14 protein-coding genes are annotated in these 15,122 nt (G+C 64.4%); 2 read left to right on the top strand and 12 right to left on the bottom strand.

Annotation, left to right across the window (positions count from 1 at the left end):
* Nucleotides 1–85: 85 nt before the first annotated feature.
* Nucleotides 86–1,924, top strand: coding sequence for a dihydroxy-acid dehydratase (gene ilvD, locus H1S04_RS00785; RefSeq protein WP_181743666.1), 1,839 nt, complete (start codon nt 86–88; stop codon nt 1,922–1,924).
* 145 nt (nt 1,925–2,069) lie between these two features.
* On the opposite strand, the gene H1S04_RS00780 is transcribed toward ilvD, so the two are convergent.
* The 10 genes from H1S04_RS00780 to H1S04_RS00735 form a co-directional block, all read right to left on the bottom strand.
* Nucleotides 2,070–2,924 carry a toll/interleukin-1 receptor domain-containing protein gene (locus H1S04_RS00780; RefSeq protein ID WP_181743665.1) on the bottom strand — a complete coding sequence of 285 codons (855 nt, stop codon included), beginning with the start codon at nt 2,922–2,924 and terminating at the stop codon, nt 2,070–2,072.
* A 75-nt stretch (nt 2,925–2,999) separates the two neighbouring features.
* On the bottom strand, nt 3,000–4,112 hold the full coding sequence (gene proB, locus H1S04_RS00775) for a glutamate 5-kinase (protein WP_181743664.1): 1,113 nt from the start codon (nt 4,110–4,112) through the stop codon (nt 3,000–3,002).
* Nucleotides 4,100–5,128 carry a GTPase ObgE gene (gene obgE, locus H1S04_RS00770; RefSeq protein WP_181743663.1) on the bottom strand — a complete coding sequence of 343 codons (1,029 nt, stop codon included), beginning with the start codon at nt 5,126–5,128 and terminating at the stop codon, nt 4,100–4,102. Before obgE ends, proB begins: the two co-directional genes overlap by 13 nt.
* A gap of 395 nt (nt 5,129–5,523) precedes the next feature.
* Nucleotides 5,524–6,786, bottom strand: coding sequence for a TRAP transporter large permease (locus tag H1S04_RS00765; RefSeq protein WP_181743662.1), 1,263 nt, complete (start codon nt 6,784–6,786; stop codon nt 5,524–5,526).
* A complete protein-coding gene (locus H1S04_RS00760) occupies nt 6,783–7,301 on the bottom strand; it encodes a TRAP transporter small permease (RefSeq protein ID WP_181743661.1) in 519 nt (172 codons plus the stop codon). The genes H1S04_RS00765 and H1S04_RS00760 overlap by 4 nt, the downstream gene beginning before the upstream one ends.
* Complete coding sequence (locus H1S04_RS00755; RefSeq protein WP_181743660.1) at nt 7,298–8,290, bottom strand: TRAP transporter substrate-binding protein; 993 nt, start codon at nt 8,288–8,290, stop codon at nt 7,298–7,300. Before H1S04_RS00755 ends, H1S04_RS00760 begins: the two co-directional genes overlap by 4 nt.
* Before the next feature lie 26 nt (nt 8,291–8,316).
* Nucleotides 8,317–8,958 carry a maleylacetoacetate isomerase gene (gene maiA / locus H1S04_RS00750; protein WP_220185060.1) on the bottom strand — a complete coding sequence of 214 codons (642 nt, stop codon included), beginning with the start codon at nt 8,956–8,958 and terminating at the stop codon, nt 8,317–8,319.
* Entirely contained in the window at nt 8,955–9,653 is a 699-nt protein-coding gene (locus tag H1S04_RS00745) for a fumarylacetoacetate hydrolase family protein (RefSeq protein ID WP_181743659.1), read from the bottom strand. Before H1S04_RS00745 ends, maiA begins: the two co-directional genes overlap by 4 nt.
* Nucleotides 9,650–10,231, bottom strand: coding sequence for a maleylpyruvate isomerase N-terminal domain-containing protein (locus H1S04_RS00740; protein ID WP_181743658.1), 582 nt, complete (start codon nt 10,229–10,231; stop codon nt 9,650–9,652). The genes H1S04_RS00745 and H1S04_RS00740 overlap by 4 nt, the downstream gene beginning before the upstream one ends.
* Nucleotides 10,228–11,292 (bottom strand): cupin domain-containing protein, encoded by a 1,065-nt coding sequence (locus tag H1S04_RS00735; RefSeq protein WP_181745349.1) that lies wholly within the window; start codon nt 11,290–11,292, stop codon nt 10,228–10,230. The genes H1S04_RS00740 and H1S04_RS00735 overlap by 4 nt, the downstream gene beginning before the upstream one ends.
* A 120-nt stretch (nt 11,293–11,412) precedes the next feature.
* Here H1S04_RS00735 and H1S04_RS00730 point away from each other — a divergent pair, with 120 nt between their 5' ends.
* The gene (locus H1S04_RS00730) at nt 11,413–11,898 is read left to right on the top strand and encodes a MarR family winged helix-turn-helix transcriptional regulator (protein WP_181743657.1); all 486 of its coding nucleotides are present in this window, start codon (nt 11,413–11,415) and stop codon (nt 11,896–11,898) included.
* 10 nt (nt 11,899–11,908) lie between these two features.
* Here the strand turns inward: H1S04_RS00730 and H1S04_RS00725 are convergent, their stop codons facing one another.
* Nucleotides 11,909–13,288, bottom strand: a complete 1,380-nt coding sequence (locus H1S04_RS00725; RefSeq protein ID WP_181743656.1) for a PepSY domain-containing protein — start codon at nt 13,286–13,288, stop codon at nt 11,909–11,911.
* Between the two features lie 40 nt (nt 13,289–13,328).
* Nucleotides 13,329–13,745 (bottom strand): hypothetical protein, encoded by a 417-nt coding sequence (locus tag H1S04_RS18560; protein ID WP_255435555.1) that lies wholly within the window; start codon nt 13,743–13,745, stop codon nt 13,329–13,331.
* Nucleotides 13,746–15,122: the final 1,377 nt, after the last annotated feature.

Genomic DNA, 15,122 nt, shown 5'->3' with positions numbered 1-15,122 from the left:
CTGGCGATGCCTGTGAAACTTCGTTAAGAGAGACGCCGTAGCCGCTGTCCCGCCATGCGGGTACTGCCAATCGGAAGGAAAGATCATGCCCGCCTATCGCTCCCGCACCTCGACCCATGGCCGCAATATGGCCGGCGCGCGCGGTCTATGGCGTGCGACGGGGATGAAGGACGGCGATTTCGGCAAGCCGATCATCGCCATCGTGAACAGTTTCACCCAGTTCGTGCCCGGCCATGTCCATCTGAAGGATCTGGGCCAACTGGTCGCGCGCGAGGTCGAAAAGGCCGGCGGCGTCGCCAAGGAATTCAACACCATCGCCGTCGATGACGGCATCGCCATGGGTCATGACGGGATGCTGTATTCGCTGCCCTCGCGCGAGATCATCGCCGACAGCGTGGAATACATGGTCAACGCCCATTGCGCCGATGCCATGGTCTGCATCTCGAACTGCGACAAGATCACCCCCGGCATGCTGAATGCGGCGATGCGGCTGAACATCCCCGCGATCTTCGTCTCGGGCGGCCCGATGGAGGCCGGCAAGGTTGTCCTGCAGGACGGCAAGCTGCATGCGCTGGATCTGGTCGACGCCATGGTCGCCGCCGCCGATGACAGGGTCAGCGACGAGGATGTGGCAACCATCGAACGCTCCGCCTGCCCGACCTGCGGGTCCTGTTCGGGCATGTTCACGGCCAATTCGATGAACTGCCTGACCGAGGCGCTTGGCCTGTCCCTGCCCGGCAACGGCTCGACGCTCGCCACCCATGCCGACCGTCAGCGCCTGTTCGAGGAAGCCGGTCAGCGCATCGTCGGCCTCGCGAAACGCTATTACGAGCAGGAGGATACCAGCGTCCTGCCGCGCTCGGTCGCCAACAAGAAGGCGTTCGAAAACGCCATGTCGCTGGATATCGCCATGGGCGGATCGACGAATACGGTGCTGCATATCCTCGCCGCCGCCTATGAGGGCGGGATCGATTTCGACATGGCGGATATCGACGCGCTGAGCCGCAAGGTGCCCTGCCTGTCCAAGGTCGCGCCCGCCAAGCAGGACGTGCATATGGAGGACGTGCACCGCGCCGGCGGCATCATGGCGATCCTCGGCCAGCTGGATCGCGGCGGGCTGATCAACCGCGACAGCCCGACCGTCCACGCAGCCACGCTTGGCGATGCCATCGACCAATGGGACATCTCGCGCACCAACGACCCGGCAGTGCACAAATTCTATTCGGCGGCCCCCGGCGGCGTGCCGACGCAGGTGGCCTTCAGCCAGAGCGCGCGGTGGGAAACGCTGGATCTGGACCGTCAGGGCGGGGTGATCCGTTCCGTCAACTCGCCCTTCTCGGCCGATGGCGGGCTGGCGGTGCTGAAGGGTAATATCGCGCTGGATGGCTGCATCGTGAAGACGGCGGGCGTCGATGAATCGATCCTGAAATTCGCCGGTCCCGCCGTGGTCTATGAAAGCCAGGACGCGGCGGTCAGCGGCATCCTGACCGGCAAGGTCAAGGAAGGCGATGTGGTGGTCATCCGCTATGAAGGCCCGAAAGGCGGTCCGGGGATGCAGGAAATGCTGTATCCGACCAGCTATCTGAAGTCGAAGGGCCTCGGCAAGGCCTGCGCGCTTGTCACCGATGGCCGCTTCTCGGGCGGCACTTCGGGCCTGTCCATCGGCCATGCCTCACCCGAGGCGGCGCAGGGCGGCACCATCGGGCTGGTGCGCGACGGCGATCTGATCGAGATCGACATCCCCAACCGCACCATCCATCTGGCGGTGCCCGAGGCCGAACTGGCGGCGCGTCGCACCCATCAGAACGAGATCGGCTGGCACCCGGCCGAGAAGCGCAAGCGCAACGTCACCACGGCGCTGAAAGCCTATGCGGCCTTCGCGGCAAGTGCCGACAAGGGCGCGGTAAGGGTGCTGCCAGAGTAGGCTATGCTTCTATGGATCGGAACGCCCCGTTGATAGGTCGGCCGTTTTATTTTGGCTGGCTGCTCGCTCGGCGGGGCTCAAGACCGTTGTTCCAAGCTGGGCTTGTCAGTGTCAGTTCAGTGAGTCAGCTCTCCGCGTTGATAAACTAAACTGCGGCAATCTCCATCAATTTTTCGACAATTTCATCTACCGAGAGGCTTGATGTGCTCAGTGCCAACTTGCCCGAAAGACTTGGTGCATTCCTTATGACTTCGTCCTTGGATATCTTGTGCCATATGGGCAAAATCCGAGACTTTCCCTCAATTTCAAGGTTGAATAAACCGTCAAGTTCTCGTTTCGGCCATTCCTTGCGGAAAAACGCCGTCGACAAAACAACTATACCGAAGCGCGAATTTGCCAAACCGTGCTCAATTCGCTCTCTTAAACTGTCGCCCCACTTTAGTTTTCTTTCATCATAGAAAATCCTTAACCCCGCAGATTCAGCTTTTTCGGCAAGCTCCCTGACAAACTCGTCTTTATCCTCAGAAGCATGCGAAATAAATACGTCATACTGCTCAGCAGATGCCCCTGCCTCGCGGCTTACAGCTGCTATCCGGTGAGAAATCGCGCCAACAACCCGGGTTGCTTCTTGGCGCTGATGTTGCGCCTGTATCGCCTCCTGTCGTGTAATTTCTTTCGTGATGCTCGCGAGCCTCTTGTCATCCTCCTTCGCCAGCGCGGTTTGCATTTTCATCAGCTCAGCATTATTGCGTGCGATATCCGTTGCCAGCTTGGCGCGATTAGCAGTCGCCGACGCGGCTTGTTTGCGTGCAGAAACTGCTTCGCGCCGTTTCGAAGATGAGATTGATTGAGACTTAGCTTTCGCGGCCGCCTCTTCGGCTGCATTAGCTTTTGCGTTAAAATCGGACTCCTTCTTCGCTTCTTGCGCGTCCTTTTTTCGGAGGTCGGCAATCTTCTTTTCGAGAGAGGAAATTTTATTTCTTAGCGATGATGCAGTCACGTTACTCACCTTTAACGATCACTAGTGACGATTCACTAACCAATGATATAAATAATATAAAACCTTAGCACTCCCTCACACCACCATATCATCCCGATGGATCAGCGCCGCCCGGCCCGCAAAGCCCAGGATCTCGGCGATTTCCTCGCTGCGGTGGCCGGCGATGGCGCGGGCCTCGTCCGAGGTATAGCGGGTCAGCCCCCGCGCCAGCGTCTCGCCCGAAGGGCCCAAGACCGCGACCGGCTCTCCGCGACCGAAATCGCCCAGAACCCGCGTTACGCCAGCCGGCAGCAGCGATTTGCCGGCATCCAGCGCGCGGGCGGCGCCGGCATCGATGACCAGTTCGCCCTTCGGTTTCATCGCCGCGATCCAGCGCTTGCGGGCCAGATGCGGGTCGCCATCGGGCAGGAACCACGTCACCCGCGCGCCGTTCGCCACGGCGGAAATCGGCCGCAGGACCGAGCCCTCGGCAATCGCCATCGCGCAGCCGCCCGACACGGCGGTCCGCGCCGCCATCAGCTTGGTCTTCATGCCGCCTTTGGACAGGCCCGAGACGGGATCACCGCCCATCGCCTCGATTTCGGGAGTGATCCGTGCCACCAGCGGCAGGTGCCGCGCGGACGGATCGGTCTTCGGGTTCGAAGTATACAGCCCGTCCACGTCCGACAGCAGCAGCAGCTGATCGGCGCCGATGGTCACGGCGATCTGCGCGGCCAGCCGGTCATTGTCGCCATAGCGGATCTCATCCGTCGCCACGGTGTCGTTTTCGTTCACGATCGGCACCACGCCATAACCCAGCAGCGCCTGCATGGTGGCGCGACTGTTGAGGTAGCGTTTGCGGTCGGTGGTATCCTCCAGCGTCACCAGCACCTGCGCGGTGGCGACGCCATGCGGGGCGAGCGCTTCTTCATAGGCGCGGGCCAGCCGGATCTGGCCCACCGCCGCCGCCGCTTGCGCCTGTTCCAGCGTCAAAGCCCCGGCCGGCAGGCCCAGCACCCGCCGACCGAGCGCGATCGAGCCCGAGGACACCAGCACAACATCGGCCCCGGTGCCGCGCCACATGGCGACATCGTCGCACAGGGCGCGCAGCCATTCAGTGCGCAGGCCCTCCGGCCCGACCAGCAGGGCCGAGCCGATCTTGACCACCAACCGCCGCGCCGCGGCAATCTCGGGGCTCAGGGCTGCCACTTGATCTGTTCCTCCTCCACCGCCTTGCGGGTGGGGGCGATGTCGGTCCAGAGCGCGCGCAGCACCTCGGGCACGCCTGCGCGGGTCACGCCGGACATGATCAGCACCCTGGTGCCGAGGGTATCTTCCAGCGCGGCGCGGCGTTCTTCCAGCTGTTCCGCGTCCACGGCGTCAATCTTGTTCAACGCCGTCACACGCGGCTTTTCCATCAGCACCGGCGAATAGGCGGCAAGCTCGGTCAGCACCGTCTGCGCATCGGCCACCACATCCTCCGAGGTCGCGTCGATCAGGTGCAGAAGCGTCGCGCAGCGCTCGATATGTCCGAGGAAACGGTCGCCGATCCCACGGCCCTCGCTCGCGCCCTCGATCAGGCCCGGAATGTCGGCCATGACGAATTCGCGCCCGTCGATTCCGACCACGCCCAGATTGGGATGCAGCGTCGTGAACGGGTAATCCGCGATCTTCGGCCGCGCGTTCGAGGTCGCGGCGAGAAAGGTCGATTTGCCGGCATTGGGCAGGCCGACCAGACCGGCATCGGCGATCAGCTTCAGGCGAAGCCAGATGGTGCGTTCCACCCCCTCCTGCCCCGGATTGGCGTTGCGCGGCGCGCGGTTGGTCGAGGTCTTGAAATGCAGATTGCCGAAGCCGCCATTGCCGCCCTTGGCCAGCACCACGCGCTGCCCGACCTCGGTCAGGTCGGCAATGACGGTTTCCTCGTCCTCGTCGAGGATCTCGGTCCCGACCGGCACCTTCAGCACGATGTCGTCGCCCGAGGCGCCGGTGCGCTGCCGTCCCATCCCGTGCTGGCCGTTCTGGGCATAGAAATGCTGCTGATAGCGGAAGTCGATCAGCGTGTTCAGCCCCTCGATCGCCTCGACGATCACATCGCCGCCGCGCCCGCCATCGCCGCCATCGGGGCCGCCGAATTCGATGAACTTCTCGCGCCGGAAGCTGACAGCGCCCGCGCCGCCCGAGCCCGAGCGGATATAGACCTTGGCGAGATCGAGGAATTTCATCGCATATCTCCTTTGAATATTGCGATACGCGGTCAGCCGCGAAGCTGCAAGGGAACCGTGCTACGTGCGCCCTTTGTCAGGCGCGGCACAATCCGGGCGGAGTTTCCGATTTGGCGGATTGCGCGCTTCTTAACCCGCAAAATTCGTGGCGGGAACTTCGGCACGCATAGCCCGGTCGCCTTCAAATGGAGGACAACGACGCTGATTGGCGTGCGTGGCGGGGCGCGCGAGGACGGTGGGCGGCGCCGTCAGAACAATTGCCCGCAGACCTTCAGATGTCGCGCGCCTGACGGCGCCGCCCGGGGTTGTGTCAACAGGTCTGGATAAGAGGCGATTGGCCGCAGCGCGACCAACCGATGTCAGGTTGCGACAAGCGCGCTAAAGGGGTGCGGCCGTCAGAACGGCCGCACCATCCATGGCACGAAGATCACCAGCAGGATCACCAGCACCGCGGCGAGGATATAGGGCAGCACCAGCCGCGACAGCCGGGTGATCGACACATCGCTGAGTGCTGCGGCAATATACAGCCCGGTCCCGACCGGCGGGGTCAACAGGCCCAGCACCAGTGTCAGCGACATCATCACCCCGAACTGGATCGGGTCGATGCCGTAATTCTGGACCGCCACCGGCAGCAGGATCGGCGTGAGGATGATCAGCGCCGCGATCCCGTCGAGGAACATCCCCACCACCATCAGCGCCGCCATGATCAGCAGCATGAAGATCAACGGATCGCTGGTCAGCGAGACGATGAAGGCCGCGACCGCCTGCGGGACCTGATTGAAGGTCAGCACCCAGCCGAACACCTTGGCCGCCATGATCAGGAACAGCACAATGGCGGTATTCGTCACCGTGCGGTCGATGATCAGCGGCAGCTTCTTCAGCGGCAGCTCGCGAAACACCACCGCGCCGAAGAACAGCGCCGCGAGAAGCGCCACGGCGGCGCTTTCGGTCGGGGTGAAGATGCCGCCGCTGATGCCGCCGATGATGATGAGCGGGATGGTCATGGTCGCAAGCCCCGGCAGCGTCGCCTTCAGCTTCGAACCCTCGGGCAGCGGCGCGCCCGGATGGCCTTCTTCGCGATGGCGGCGCGCCTGCCACAGCGCGATGGCCAGCATGAAGGCGAACAGCAGCACGCCCGGCATGATCCCGGCCATGAACATATCCGAAATCGAAACCTGCGCGATCACGCCATAGATGATGAACACCATCGAGGGCGGGATGATCGGCCCCAGCAGACCGGCGCTTGCGGTGATGGCGGCGGCATAGCCGCGCTGATAGCCGTCCTTTTCCATCTCGGGGACGACAACGCGTGTCATCACCGCCATCTGCGCCGTGGCTGAGCCCATGATCGCCGCGAGGCCAAGGTTCGAAACGAGGTTCACCACCACCAGATTATGCGGCAGCCGCGCCAGCCAGACCCGCGCGGTGACGATCAGCCGCCGGGTCAGGCCGCTTTCATTCATGATCTCGCCCAGGAGGACGAAAAGCGGGATCGCCAGCAGGTCGAAATTCTCGACCGAGCCGAACAGGATCTGCGGGACCGAGTTCAGGATCTGCAGGTTGCCGGTGCCCAGCACGAACACGAAGGTGGCGGCCAGCAGCACGAAGGCGATGGGCATCGCCGCCAGCATCAGCGTCAGGAAGGATATGCCGGTCATGCCTCGGCCTCCTTGTCGGTCGAGAGTTCGATATTCGTCCGGCCGGCGAGACCCTCGGCCAGGTCGGCCAGCACATGGATCAGGGCGCTGACGGAAAAGATCGGGACGATCCAGTAATAGGGCGATTTCGGCAGACCGAGCGTGATGATCTGTTCAAATGCCACCGCGGGCGAGAGCACCCATTTCACCGAGGTCCAGAGCAGCGTGGCGAGGATCGCCGCGACCAGCCCCAGAACCACCAGATCGACGATATGGCGGGTCGCGGGCGACAGCCGCTCGACCAGCAGCGTCACCCCGATCTGGCGGCGGTCGTGGATCGAGATCGAGATAGCGACGAAGGCCAGCCAGACCAGCATGATCGCGGCCACTTCCTCGGCATAGACGATGGGGCGGGCCAGCACATAGCGCATGGTGACATTGGCCACGATCAGCCCGACGAAACCCACGACCAGCAATCTGCTGGCCCAACGCTCGACGCGGGCCAGCAGATCGGAAAGCGCGGAAAGCCAGGTCATTCCGCCTCGACTTCCGTAATGAAGCGCTGAATGATCTCGTCATTCGCGAAGCTGTCGCGCACGGCCTTGTTGGCATCGGCAAAGACTTCGGCGCCGTTTTCCAGCGTCAGGATCTCGACCTTGCCCTCCAGCGCGGCGAGATTGGCCTTTTCCGCCTCGACCTGCTGGGCGGTCCCCCAGGCGAGCGCCTCGTTCACGACCTCGGTATAGGTGGCGCGCTGATCCTCGGTCAGCGACTCCCAGGTCGGCTTGCTGACCACCATCACCGCCGGGAAGGGCATGTGGTTGGTGATGGTCAGGCCCTTGGCCACCTCGTCGAATTTCAGCCCGACAAGCGCATCGAGGTCGATGTCGATCCCGTCCAGCAGCCCGCTTTGCAGACCCTGATACACCTCGGTCAGGTTCACCGGGGTCGGCACCGCGCCGATCGCCTCCCACCAGGTTTTCATCGCCGGGAAGGGCACGATGCGGACCTTCTTGCGGGCGAGATCGGCGGGGGTGGCGGCTGGCGCATCCTTCATCAGGATGTGGCGCTGCCCGGCGAAGGTATAGCCCAGACCGACCAGATTGGCGGCGTCCAGCTGGCCCAGCATCTCCTGCGCGGCCGCGGTGTCGGCGGCGGCGGCAGCTTCCGTCACGTCGGCGAACAGATAGGGCGTGAACCAGCCCTGCAGCGACGGCGCGCGCAGGCTGGTAATCGCCGCCGTCATCAGCCCGCTGTCCAGAAGACCGCCCGACATCTGCTGGAACATCTCCTGCTCCACCCCAAGCTGGCCGGCGGGAAAGACCGCGACGGTCAACTCGCCACCCGTCGCCTCGGGCAGTTTTTCGGCGATGCGGTTGGCCACCTGCGTCCAGACATGGCTGGGCGGCGTGATGACGCCCATGCGCAATTCACGCGCCTGCGCCGCGCTGGCGAGTGTCGCGAGCGCGGTGGTGGCCAATGCGGCGGCGATGGCCGCGCGCCGGGTCAGTTGGGTAATCGACATTGCGTTTCCTCCCTGCATGTCGGTCGTTATTGAGCGTCGGGCTGACGCGCGGGATGCGCGTCGGCAAAGGCAGGCAGCGCATCGCAGGCCGCGCGGATTTCGCGCAGGCGCGGCCATGAGGCACTGTCGAGGCCAAAGCGGTCGGCAGAAAACAATTGCGGGATCAAGCAGATATCCGCAAGACCGGGCGTATCGCCGAAGGTGAAGGCCCCGCCATGCGACCGGCGCGCGGCAATCGCCTCGCAGGCGGTCAGCCCCTCGGCGATCCAGTGGCGCGCCCAGGCATCGGCGCCGTCCTGATCCAGACCATAGTTTTGCTTGATGAAATTCAGCACGCGCAGGTTTTGCAGCGGGTGAATCTCGCAGGCGATGATCTGGGCGAAGGCGCGGACCGCGGCCCGCTGCACCGGATCGGCGGGCAGCAAGGGCGGCGCCGGTCGGGTTTCGTCCAGCCATTCGATGATCGCCAGCGACTGGGTCAGCACCCCGCGGCCCGTATCGAGCGCCGGCAGCAGACCTTGCGGGTTCATGGCCAGAAATGCCGGGTCGCGCTGTTCACCCGCGCGCAGATTGACCGGCACGAAGTCGGGCTGGATCCCCTTCAGGTTGAAGGCAATCCGGCAACGATAGGACGAGGACGACCGGAAGAACCCGTAAAAGCGCATCATTCGGGCTTTCCGACCGTCAGTTCGACCGGGGCAAGCGCGTCGATGGTGCCAAGGATCTGGTCGCCCGGAAGCACCGCGCCGACGCCCGCGGGCGTGCCGGTATAGATCAGATCGCCGGGCTGGAGGTGATAGAATTTCGACAGGTCCGAGACGAGTTCGGCCACCGACCAGATCAGGTCCGACAGATGCGCGTCCTGACGCGTCTCGCCATTCACCGAAAGCCGGATACGCTGCGGGCCGATGGCGCCGAAATCCGCAGCCTTCGTCAGAGGCGCGATGACCGAGCTGCCCTCGACATCCTTGCCGAGATCCCAGGGGCGCTGCTTGGCGCGCGCGGCAAGCTGCAGGTCGCGCCGGGTCATGTCGAGTCCGGTGGCGAAGCCATAGACCGCATCCATCGCCTCATCCACCGAAACCCGGAAGGCGGGTTTGCCGATGGCCACGACCAGTTCCATTTCGTAATGGAAATTCTCGGTGCCCGGCGGATAGGGATAGGTTTCGCCGGTCGGCAGGATCGTCAGCGCCGATTTGGTGAAATAGAACGGCGCCTCGCGATCCACCTCGACCCCCATTTCGGCGGCATGGGCGGCATAGTTGCGCCCGACGCAGAAGATGCGGTGAACGGGATAGACGGCATCATCGCCGGCCACCGGAACGGTCGGCCATTCGGGCGAGGCGAACAGGGTCTTGGTCATACGAAAGCTCCTTGCAGATCGGGATCGGTCAGTTCGGCGGCGAGCGCGGAAGGCAGGTCGCGCCGCCGCGCGCCGGCATTGAGTTCCAGCGCCGCGCGCCACAATGTCCGGGCATGGAGGCGCGGGGTGTCATGCGCCGGAATCGCGCCGCCCGGCAGCGTCACCGGCAGACCCCATTCAGCCTCACCGAGATCGCGCCAGACCACGTTCAGATGAATTTCGGCATGCGCCGCCAGATGGTTCAGCGCGCGGGCCGGCAGCGTTTCGGCCAGATCCAGCGCCGCAAGATCGGTTTCGGCCCGGTCGCCCGTCCGCCCGGTCGCATCCTCCAGCGCCTGCGCGATCCCGCGGGCCTGAAGGGCCACGGCGGCGATCACGCGCGCGCGGGTCCAGCCGGGTCGCGCCGAAGGGCCGCGCAACGCGTCCTCTGTCAGCCCGGTCGCGATCCGGGCCAGATAGGCGGCGCCGCGCCGCGCCCGCAGAAGCGCCTCGGCCGGGGCGTTCGCCGCATCATAGCGCGCGCCGTCGCCCTGCCGCGCCCGAAGCTCGGCCGCAGCCTGCTTCAGATCCGAAGTCATTCGGTCGCCTCGATCAGCGTGCGTTCGAAATTCAGCCGCTCGATGATCGGCGCATCGGAAAAGCGGAACAGATCGAACATCGTCTCGGCCTGCAGGGACCACGACACCCAGGAGGGGATGACGAAGATATCGCCCTTTTCCAGCCGGTGGGTCTGACCGTTCAGCACCACCGCGCCGCGCCCTTCAAAAACCTGAAACACGGTCGAGCCGACCTCGCGCCGCGCGGGCGTTTCGGTGCCCGGGCGCAAGCGATGGAACTCGGCCCGGATGGTCGGCATCACGTCGCCGCCAGTGGTCGGGTTGATATAGCGCACCGCCGCATGCCCCTGCTCGACCGTGGCCGGGTGGCCCTCGTCTTCCAGCAGCAATTGCTGGGTCAGCGCCGCATCGGTGAACTCCCACCGATAGGCGCCGATGGGGCTTGCGACGGTGTTCTGAAGACCGGAAAGCGGGCGCAGGCCGGGATGGGCCCACAGCCGTTCCCCGCGCGAGAAGCGCGGCGTGGCGTAATCGGTCACCCGGTCGGCGCCGAATTCGAAGAAACCGACATCGTTCTGAAAGCTGAACGGGATGTCCAGCCCGTCAAGCCAGGCCATGGGCTGATCGGTGTCATTGTGATGACCGTGGAAATTCCAGCCCGGAGTCAGCAGGAAATCGCCACGGCTCATCCGCACCGGATCGCCGTTCACGACGGTCCAGACGCCTTCGCCCTCGACGACGAAGCGGAAAGCGTTCTGGGAATGGCGGTGTTCGGGCGCGGTCTCGCGCGGGCCGAGATACTGGATCGCGCACCACAGCGTCGGCGTGATATAGGTGTTCCCGCCAAGCCCCGGATTGGCAAGGCCGATGGCGCGCCGCTCGCCCCCGCGACCGACCGGAACCAGATCGCCCGAAGCCTGCGCCAGAGGATAGAGGTCAGCCCATTTCCAGACATGCGCCACCGCGCGGGGACGCGGATGGACGGGCATCAGATCGCCGATCTGGGTCCAGAGCGGGTTCAGATGCAACGCCTCGAATCCCCGGTAGAGCTGTTGCAATTCCGGCGAATCCTCGGGTTGCATGCTATTTTCCACGGCGAGCCTCCTCCTCTGGCGATCCCCTCTTATTGAAACGTATACTTATGATAAGCATGCTTGTAAATGGAAAGTTGTGTCGGCGCCGCCAAAGGTTAGAATTGGAGCATGACACAGATTTACAACCTTCCCGGCCACCTGATCCGGCGGCTTCATCAGATCGCGGTGGCGGTCTTCGCCGCGCAAACGAAAGCCGCGGGCTTTGACCTGACACCGGTGCAATACGGGGCGCTCTCGACTCTGCGCGACCGGCCCGGCATCGATCAGGCGACGCTGGCCGGACTGATCGCCCATGACCGTGTGACCATCGGCGGCGTCGTCTCGCGCCTCGAAAGCCGCGGCTATATCGAGCGGCGCGTGCGCGACGATGACCGCCGCGCCCGCGCCCTGACGCTGACCCCGCGCGGCGAAACGCTGCTGCAGACCATCCAGCCCGCGATCCGCGCCACGCAGGAGAAGATCATGACCGGGCTGGACGAGGCTGAGCGGGCCGAGTTCATGCGGCTTCTGCACAAGCTGACCGAGACCGGTAACCAGCTTAGCCGTGCACCGCTTGAACTCATGGATCAGCCGGTCCGGGCCGGCCACCGATAGGCAGGACATCTCAGGCGGCGGCGCCCGAGCGGCGCCCTGCCCCCCATTGCCATGCGAGATCGAGCCCGATCATCACCAGCAGCGTCAGCCCGGTCAGCGGGAACAACAGCCCGCCGATCCCGAGCAGGACGAACAGTCCGATGAACACCCGGCGATCCGAAGGCAGCGGCGGCACGCCGAGGCTGCCCGAAGGACGGCGTTTCCACCACATCACCGCCGCCGACACCGCCAGCAGCACGATGCCCGCACAGGCCGTTAGCAGCACGATCTGGTTCAGCAGCCCGAAGGTCTGGCCCATATGGGTGTTGATGCCGAATTCCAGCCAGCGCCCCAGCGGGCCATAATCGGCATAGCTCATGTCGATCAATGAATGGCCGGTATACTGATCCAGATGGACGACGCGCTGCCGGCTCAGATCGTCGGGATAGACCGAACCGGAATACACTCCCTCGGGCGTCGTTGGCAGCGCCACCGAATAGCCCCGGTTCAGTCCCAATGCGTCGAACTTCGCCACCGCCGCATCAAGTCCGATCGGCTGCCCGTCCATTGGCGGCATGGTCATGGGGATCTGCGCCTGTTCCATCGACCACGAGGTCTTGGCGACATGGTCCAGATGCTCGTTCGACATCGGCACGTCGATGCGCAGCCCGGCCGGATAGCCGAAATTGCGTCCATTGGCCCATTCGTTGACCTTTGCCCCCCAGACCGATGACCAGGGCATCCCGGTCACCGCCAGAAAGACGATGAAGCCACCGGCGAAAATCCCCGTCACGGCATGAAGATCGCGCCAGAATACCCGCCGCTCGGGCTTGCCGCGAACCGAGACCACGCCGCCCTTCTGCCCGCGCGGCCACCACAGGAAGATCCCGGTCGCGACCAGCAGAATCGAGAAGCCGCCGACGATCTCGATGATCAGGCGCGGCTTCGCGCCGAAGAAGCGCAGCGAATGCAGATAGCGCACGGTCCAGGCGAAGGTGCTGCGGTCGGGGCGCACCTCCAGCACCTCGCCACCATACTGGTTCACATAGACGGCCATGCGCGGGCCGGTTTCCGGCTGGATGGTGATTTCGGTCGAAAGATCGGGCTGGGCGGGATCGGTATATTTCACCGCCGTGCCGGGCTGCGCCGCCAGCGCCGCCGCGACGATTTCGGAGGGTGCGAGGCGCTGCTCCTCGACCGGGGTGACGCGCATGAAATCGGCATGGACGCGGCGGTCGATCTCGTCGCGGAACAGATAGATCGCCCCGGTCACGGCCAGAGTGATCATGAAAGGCAGGATCAGCAGCCCGGCATAGAAATGCCAGCGCCAGACTGCGCGGTAAAGGTTCGAGGCGCCGGCGCGGCGCGCGGCCCCCTGAGGCGCAGAGGCCCCCGTGGTGATGTCGGTCATGGTGTGATTATCCGGTCTGATGTTTTCGATAAGGAAAGCGTCAGATTGCGGCGGGTGGCCCCGTCGAAGGCGGCAGCCCGGTGGCACGGGCCATCAGCAGGGCCGTTTCGACCCGCAGGGGATCGGCGCGCCGGGACGTCTGCGCGGGCGCCATCCACAACACTGAATGCGGCAGGTCGAACGCCGCCTGCATTCCCGACCACGCGCAGGCCTTCGCTGCCGTCTCGTCGTCATCGGAAGGCATATCGGCCAGACCGCCCGTCTCCACCGGCTCCATCGTCACCGGGTCGAAGGCCATCTCGACCATGCCGGTTCCGGTGCAGATGACGAAGGTCACATAACCATCCGCCCCGCGCGACGGCATGACGCCATTGGCGATCAGCGATACGCCCAGAAAGGGCAGCATCATCGCCCAAAGCGCAAGCATGCGCATCTGTCGCCGCAGGGTCCCGGTCATGCCCCGCTCCCTAGCGCGACTCGCCCCTGGGAACAATGGGTTTGCGCGCCTTCGCTGCATGGTCGCGAAGGGTCCGCGCGCGAACTGGTTCCAGATCAGAACCATGACGGTGCAGCGGGCAAGACCGATCAGAATCCGGCCGGTCATGCATTCTGGATGCGCCATCACGGCTTCGATCAGCGCGGCATCGGGCAGCGCCGGATCGTCCAACCCGAGTTCCGCAAAGGGTGTGCCTTTCCTGCGCGGAAGATCGCGCGACGTGATTCCCATATGTGCGATCACCTGTTCCAGCAGCGGGCGCGACGGGGCGATTTAAGCTATTCGATGCCATGCGGCTCAACGCCGGCATTGCGGATCATGGCGAGCGTATTTCCCGAAGTGCCGGCATCGAGATTGTGTTAGATGATGACGTCCATATTCAGGCCTTCTGCGCCGAGGTTGGGTCGCACGCGCATTCCAGCGCGGGCCGAGTGCCGGGGCGCAGATCCTGTCGCTGCCTCCCGGCAGGCTGCGCAGGGCGCAGGAGTCGAGCGCTGTGAGATGCCAAACGAGACCTTGCGGGTCGCGAGAACCCGGTCGACCCGCGAGGCGTCGTCTGCAACGGCATCAACCCTTGGACGGACCGGATACGGGGCGTTGAGACATCCTCTCCGCGTCGTTCGGCATCGGTGGCGCAGTGATGCGGCCCCTTGCAGGCGGTCAACGACGACGCGACAATCGGACCAATGAACGCTCTCGCGGCGCGATGGCGCTGTCCGGGGTGAAATCGCGTGTCGTCGGAATCGACACCCTCTCCCGAATCCTTCACGGGATATCGCCACCGGCATATCTGCCATCGAACGCTTGCGCCGACCAATGACCTCTCCCGCCTCGGCCTGCATTTCCCCTTCAGTCGGCTTTGCGGAATTCTGCCCTTCGGCGACGTTATGTTCCGCACAGGCACATCGCAGGCTCTGGCAAACCAGCAGCGCACGCAACGCCTGCCTGCCGTGCCCGAAATTTTGTCGCGGCCCCGGTATGCCATGACTACCACCGATGCTGCCGGAAGCTGTCAGGCGCCATGGCATCTCCTTCCGGGCATCAACCTTTCGGCTATCGGTGGCTCGGCTTGGTTGCGTCCGCCCGCTTCTGTTTCCAACCCCTCTGACAATGACCCCAATGTTCACCCTGACGCGACGCCCTGAGGGCGCAGAACCTCGCCGACCGCCAGTCGCACCCGTTCTGGAAACATGGCGCGCCTGCCGGCGCCGTGCGAATTTCATCCACACGGAGATTCGTCGGGAAAAGCGGGCGCACAGAGATGCCGACCGAATTCACGCCGCACCCCGCGTCTCGAGGTTGCATCCCGAATGGCCCCTTTTTTATTCTCGCCGCTGC

It is taken from the genome of Paracoccus sp. S1E-3 (assembly GCF_013868135.1).
In the GTDB taxonomy this organism is placed as follows: Bacteria; Pseudomonadota; Alphaproteobacteria; order Rhodobacterales; family Rhodobacteraceae; genus Paracoccus.
The sequence above is the reverse complement of the archived record's forward strand: the minus strand, read 5'-3'. Positions and strand labels throughout refer to the sequence as shown.

What these genes read in the sequence shown, in the direction of transcription:
- ilvD (WP_181743666.1), top strand. Translation starts at nt 86, where the DNA reads ATGCCCGCCTATCGCTCCCGCACCTCGACCCATGGCCGCAATATGGCC.
- obgE (WP_181743663.1), bottom strand. Translation starts at nt 5,128, where the DNA reads ATGAAATTCCTCGATCTCGCCAAGGTCTATATCCGCTCGGGCTCGGGC.
- H1S04_RS00765 (WP_181743662.1), bottom strand. Translation starts at nt 6,786, where the DNA reads ATGACCGGCATATCCTTCCTGACGCTGATGCTGGCGGCGATGCCCATC.
- H1S04_RS00760 (WP_181743661.1), bottom strand. Translation starts at nt 7,301, where the DNA reads ATGACCTGGCTTTCCGCGCTTTCCGATCTGCTGGCCCGCGTCGAGCGT.
- H1S04_RS00755 (WP_181743660.1), bottom strand. Translation starts at nt 8,290, where the DNA reads ATGTCGATTACCCAACTGACCCGGCGCGCGGCCATCGCCGCCGCATTG.
- maiA (WP_220185060.1), bottom strand. Translation starts at nt 8,958, where the DNA reads ATGATGCGCTTTTACGGGTTCTTCCGGTCGTCCTCGTCCTATCGTTGC.
- H1S04_RS00745 (WP_181743659.1), bottom strand. Translation starts at nt 9,653, where the DNA reads ATGACCAAGACCCTGTTCGCCTCGCCCGAATGGCCGACCGTTCCGGTG.
- H1S04_RS00740 (WP_181743658.1), bottom strand. Translation starts at nt 10,231, where the DNA reads ATGACTTCGGATCTGAAGCAGGCTGCGGCCGAGCTTCGGGCGCGGCAG.
- H1S04_RS00735 (WP_181745349.1), bottom strand. Translation starts at nt 11,292, where the DNA reads ATGCAACCCGAGGATTCGCCGGAATTGCAACAGCTCTACCGGGGATTC.
- H1S04_RS00730 (WP_181743657.1), top strand. Translation starts at nt 11,413, where the DNA reads ATGACACAGATTTACAACCTTCCCGGCCACCTGATCCGGCGGCTTCAT.
- H1S04_RS00725 (WP_181743656.1), bottom strand. Translation starts at nt 13,288, where the DNA reads ATGACCGACATCACCACGGGGGCCTCTGCGCCTCAGGGGGCCGCGCGC.
- H1S04_RS18560 (WP_255435555.1), bottom strand. Translation starts at nt 13,745, where the DNA reads ATGACCGGGACCCTGCGGCGACAGATGCGCATGCTTGCGCTTTGGGCG.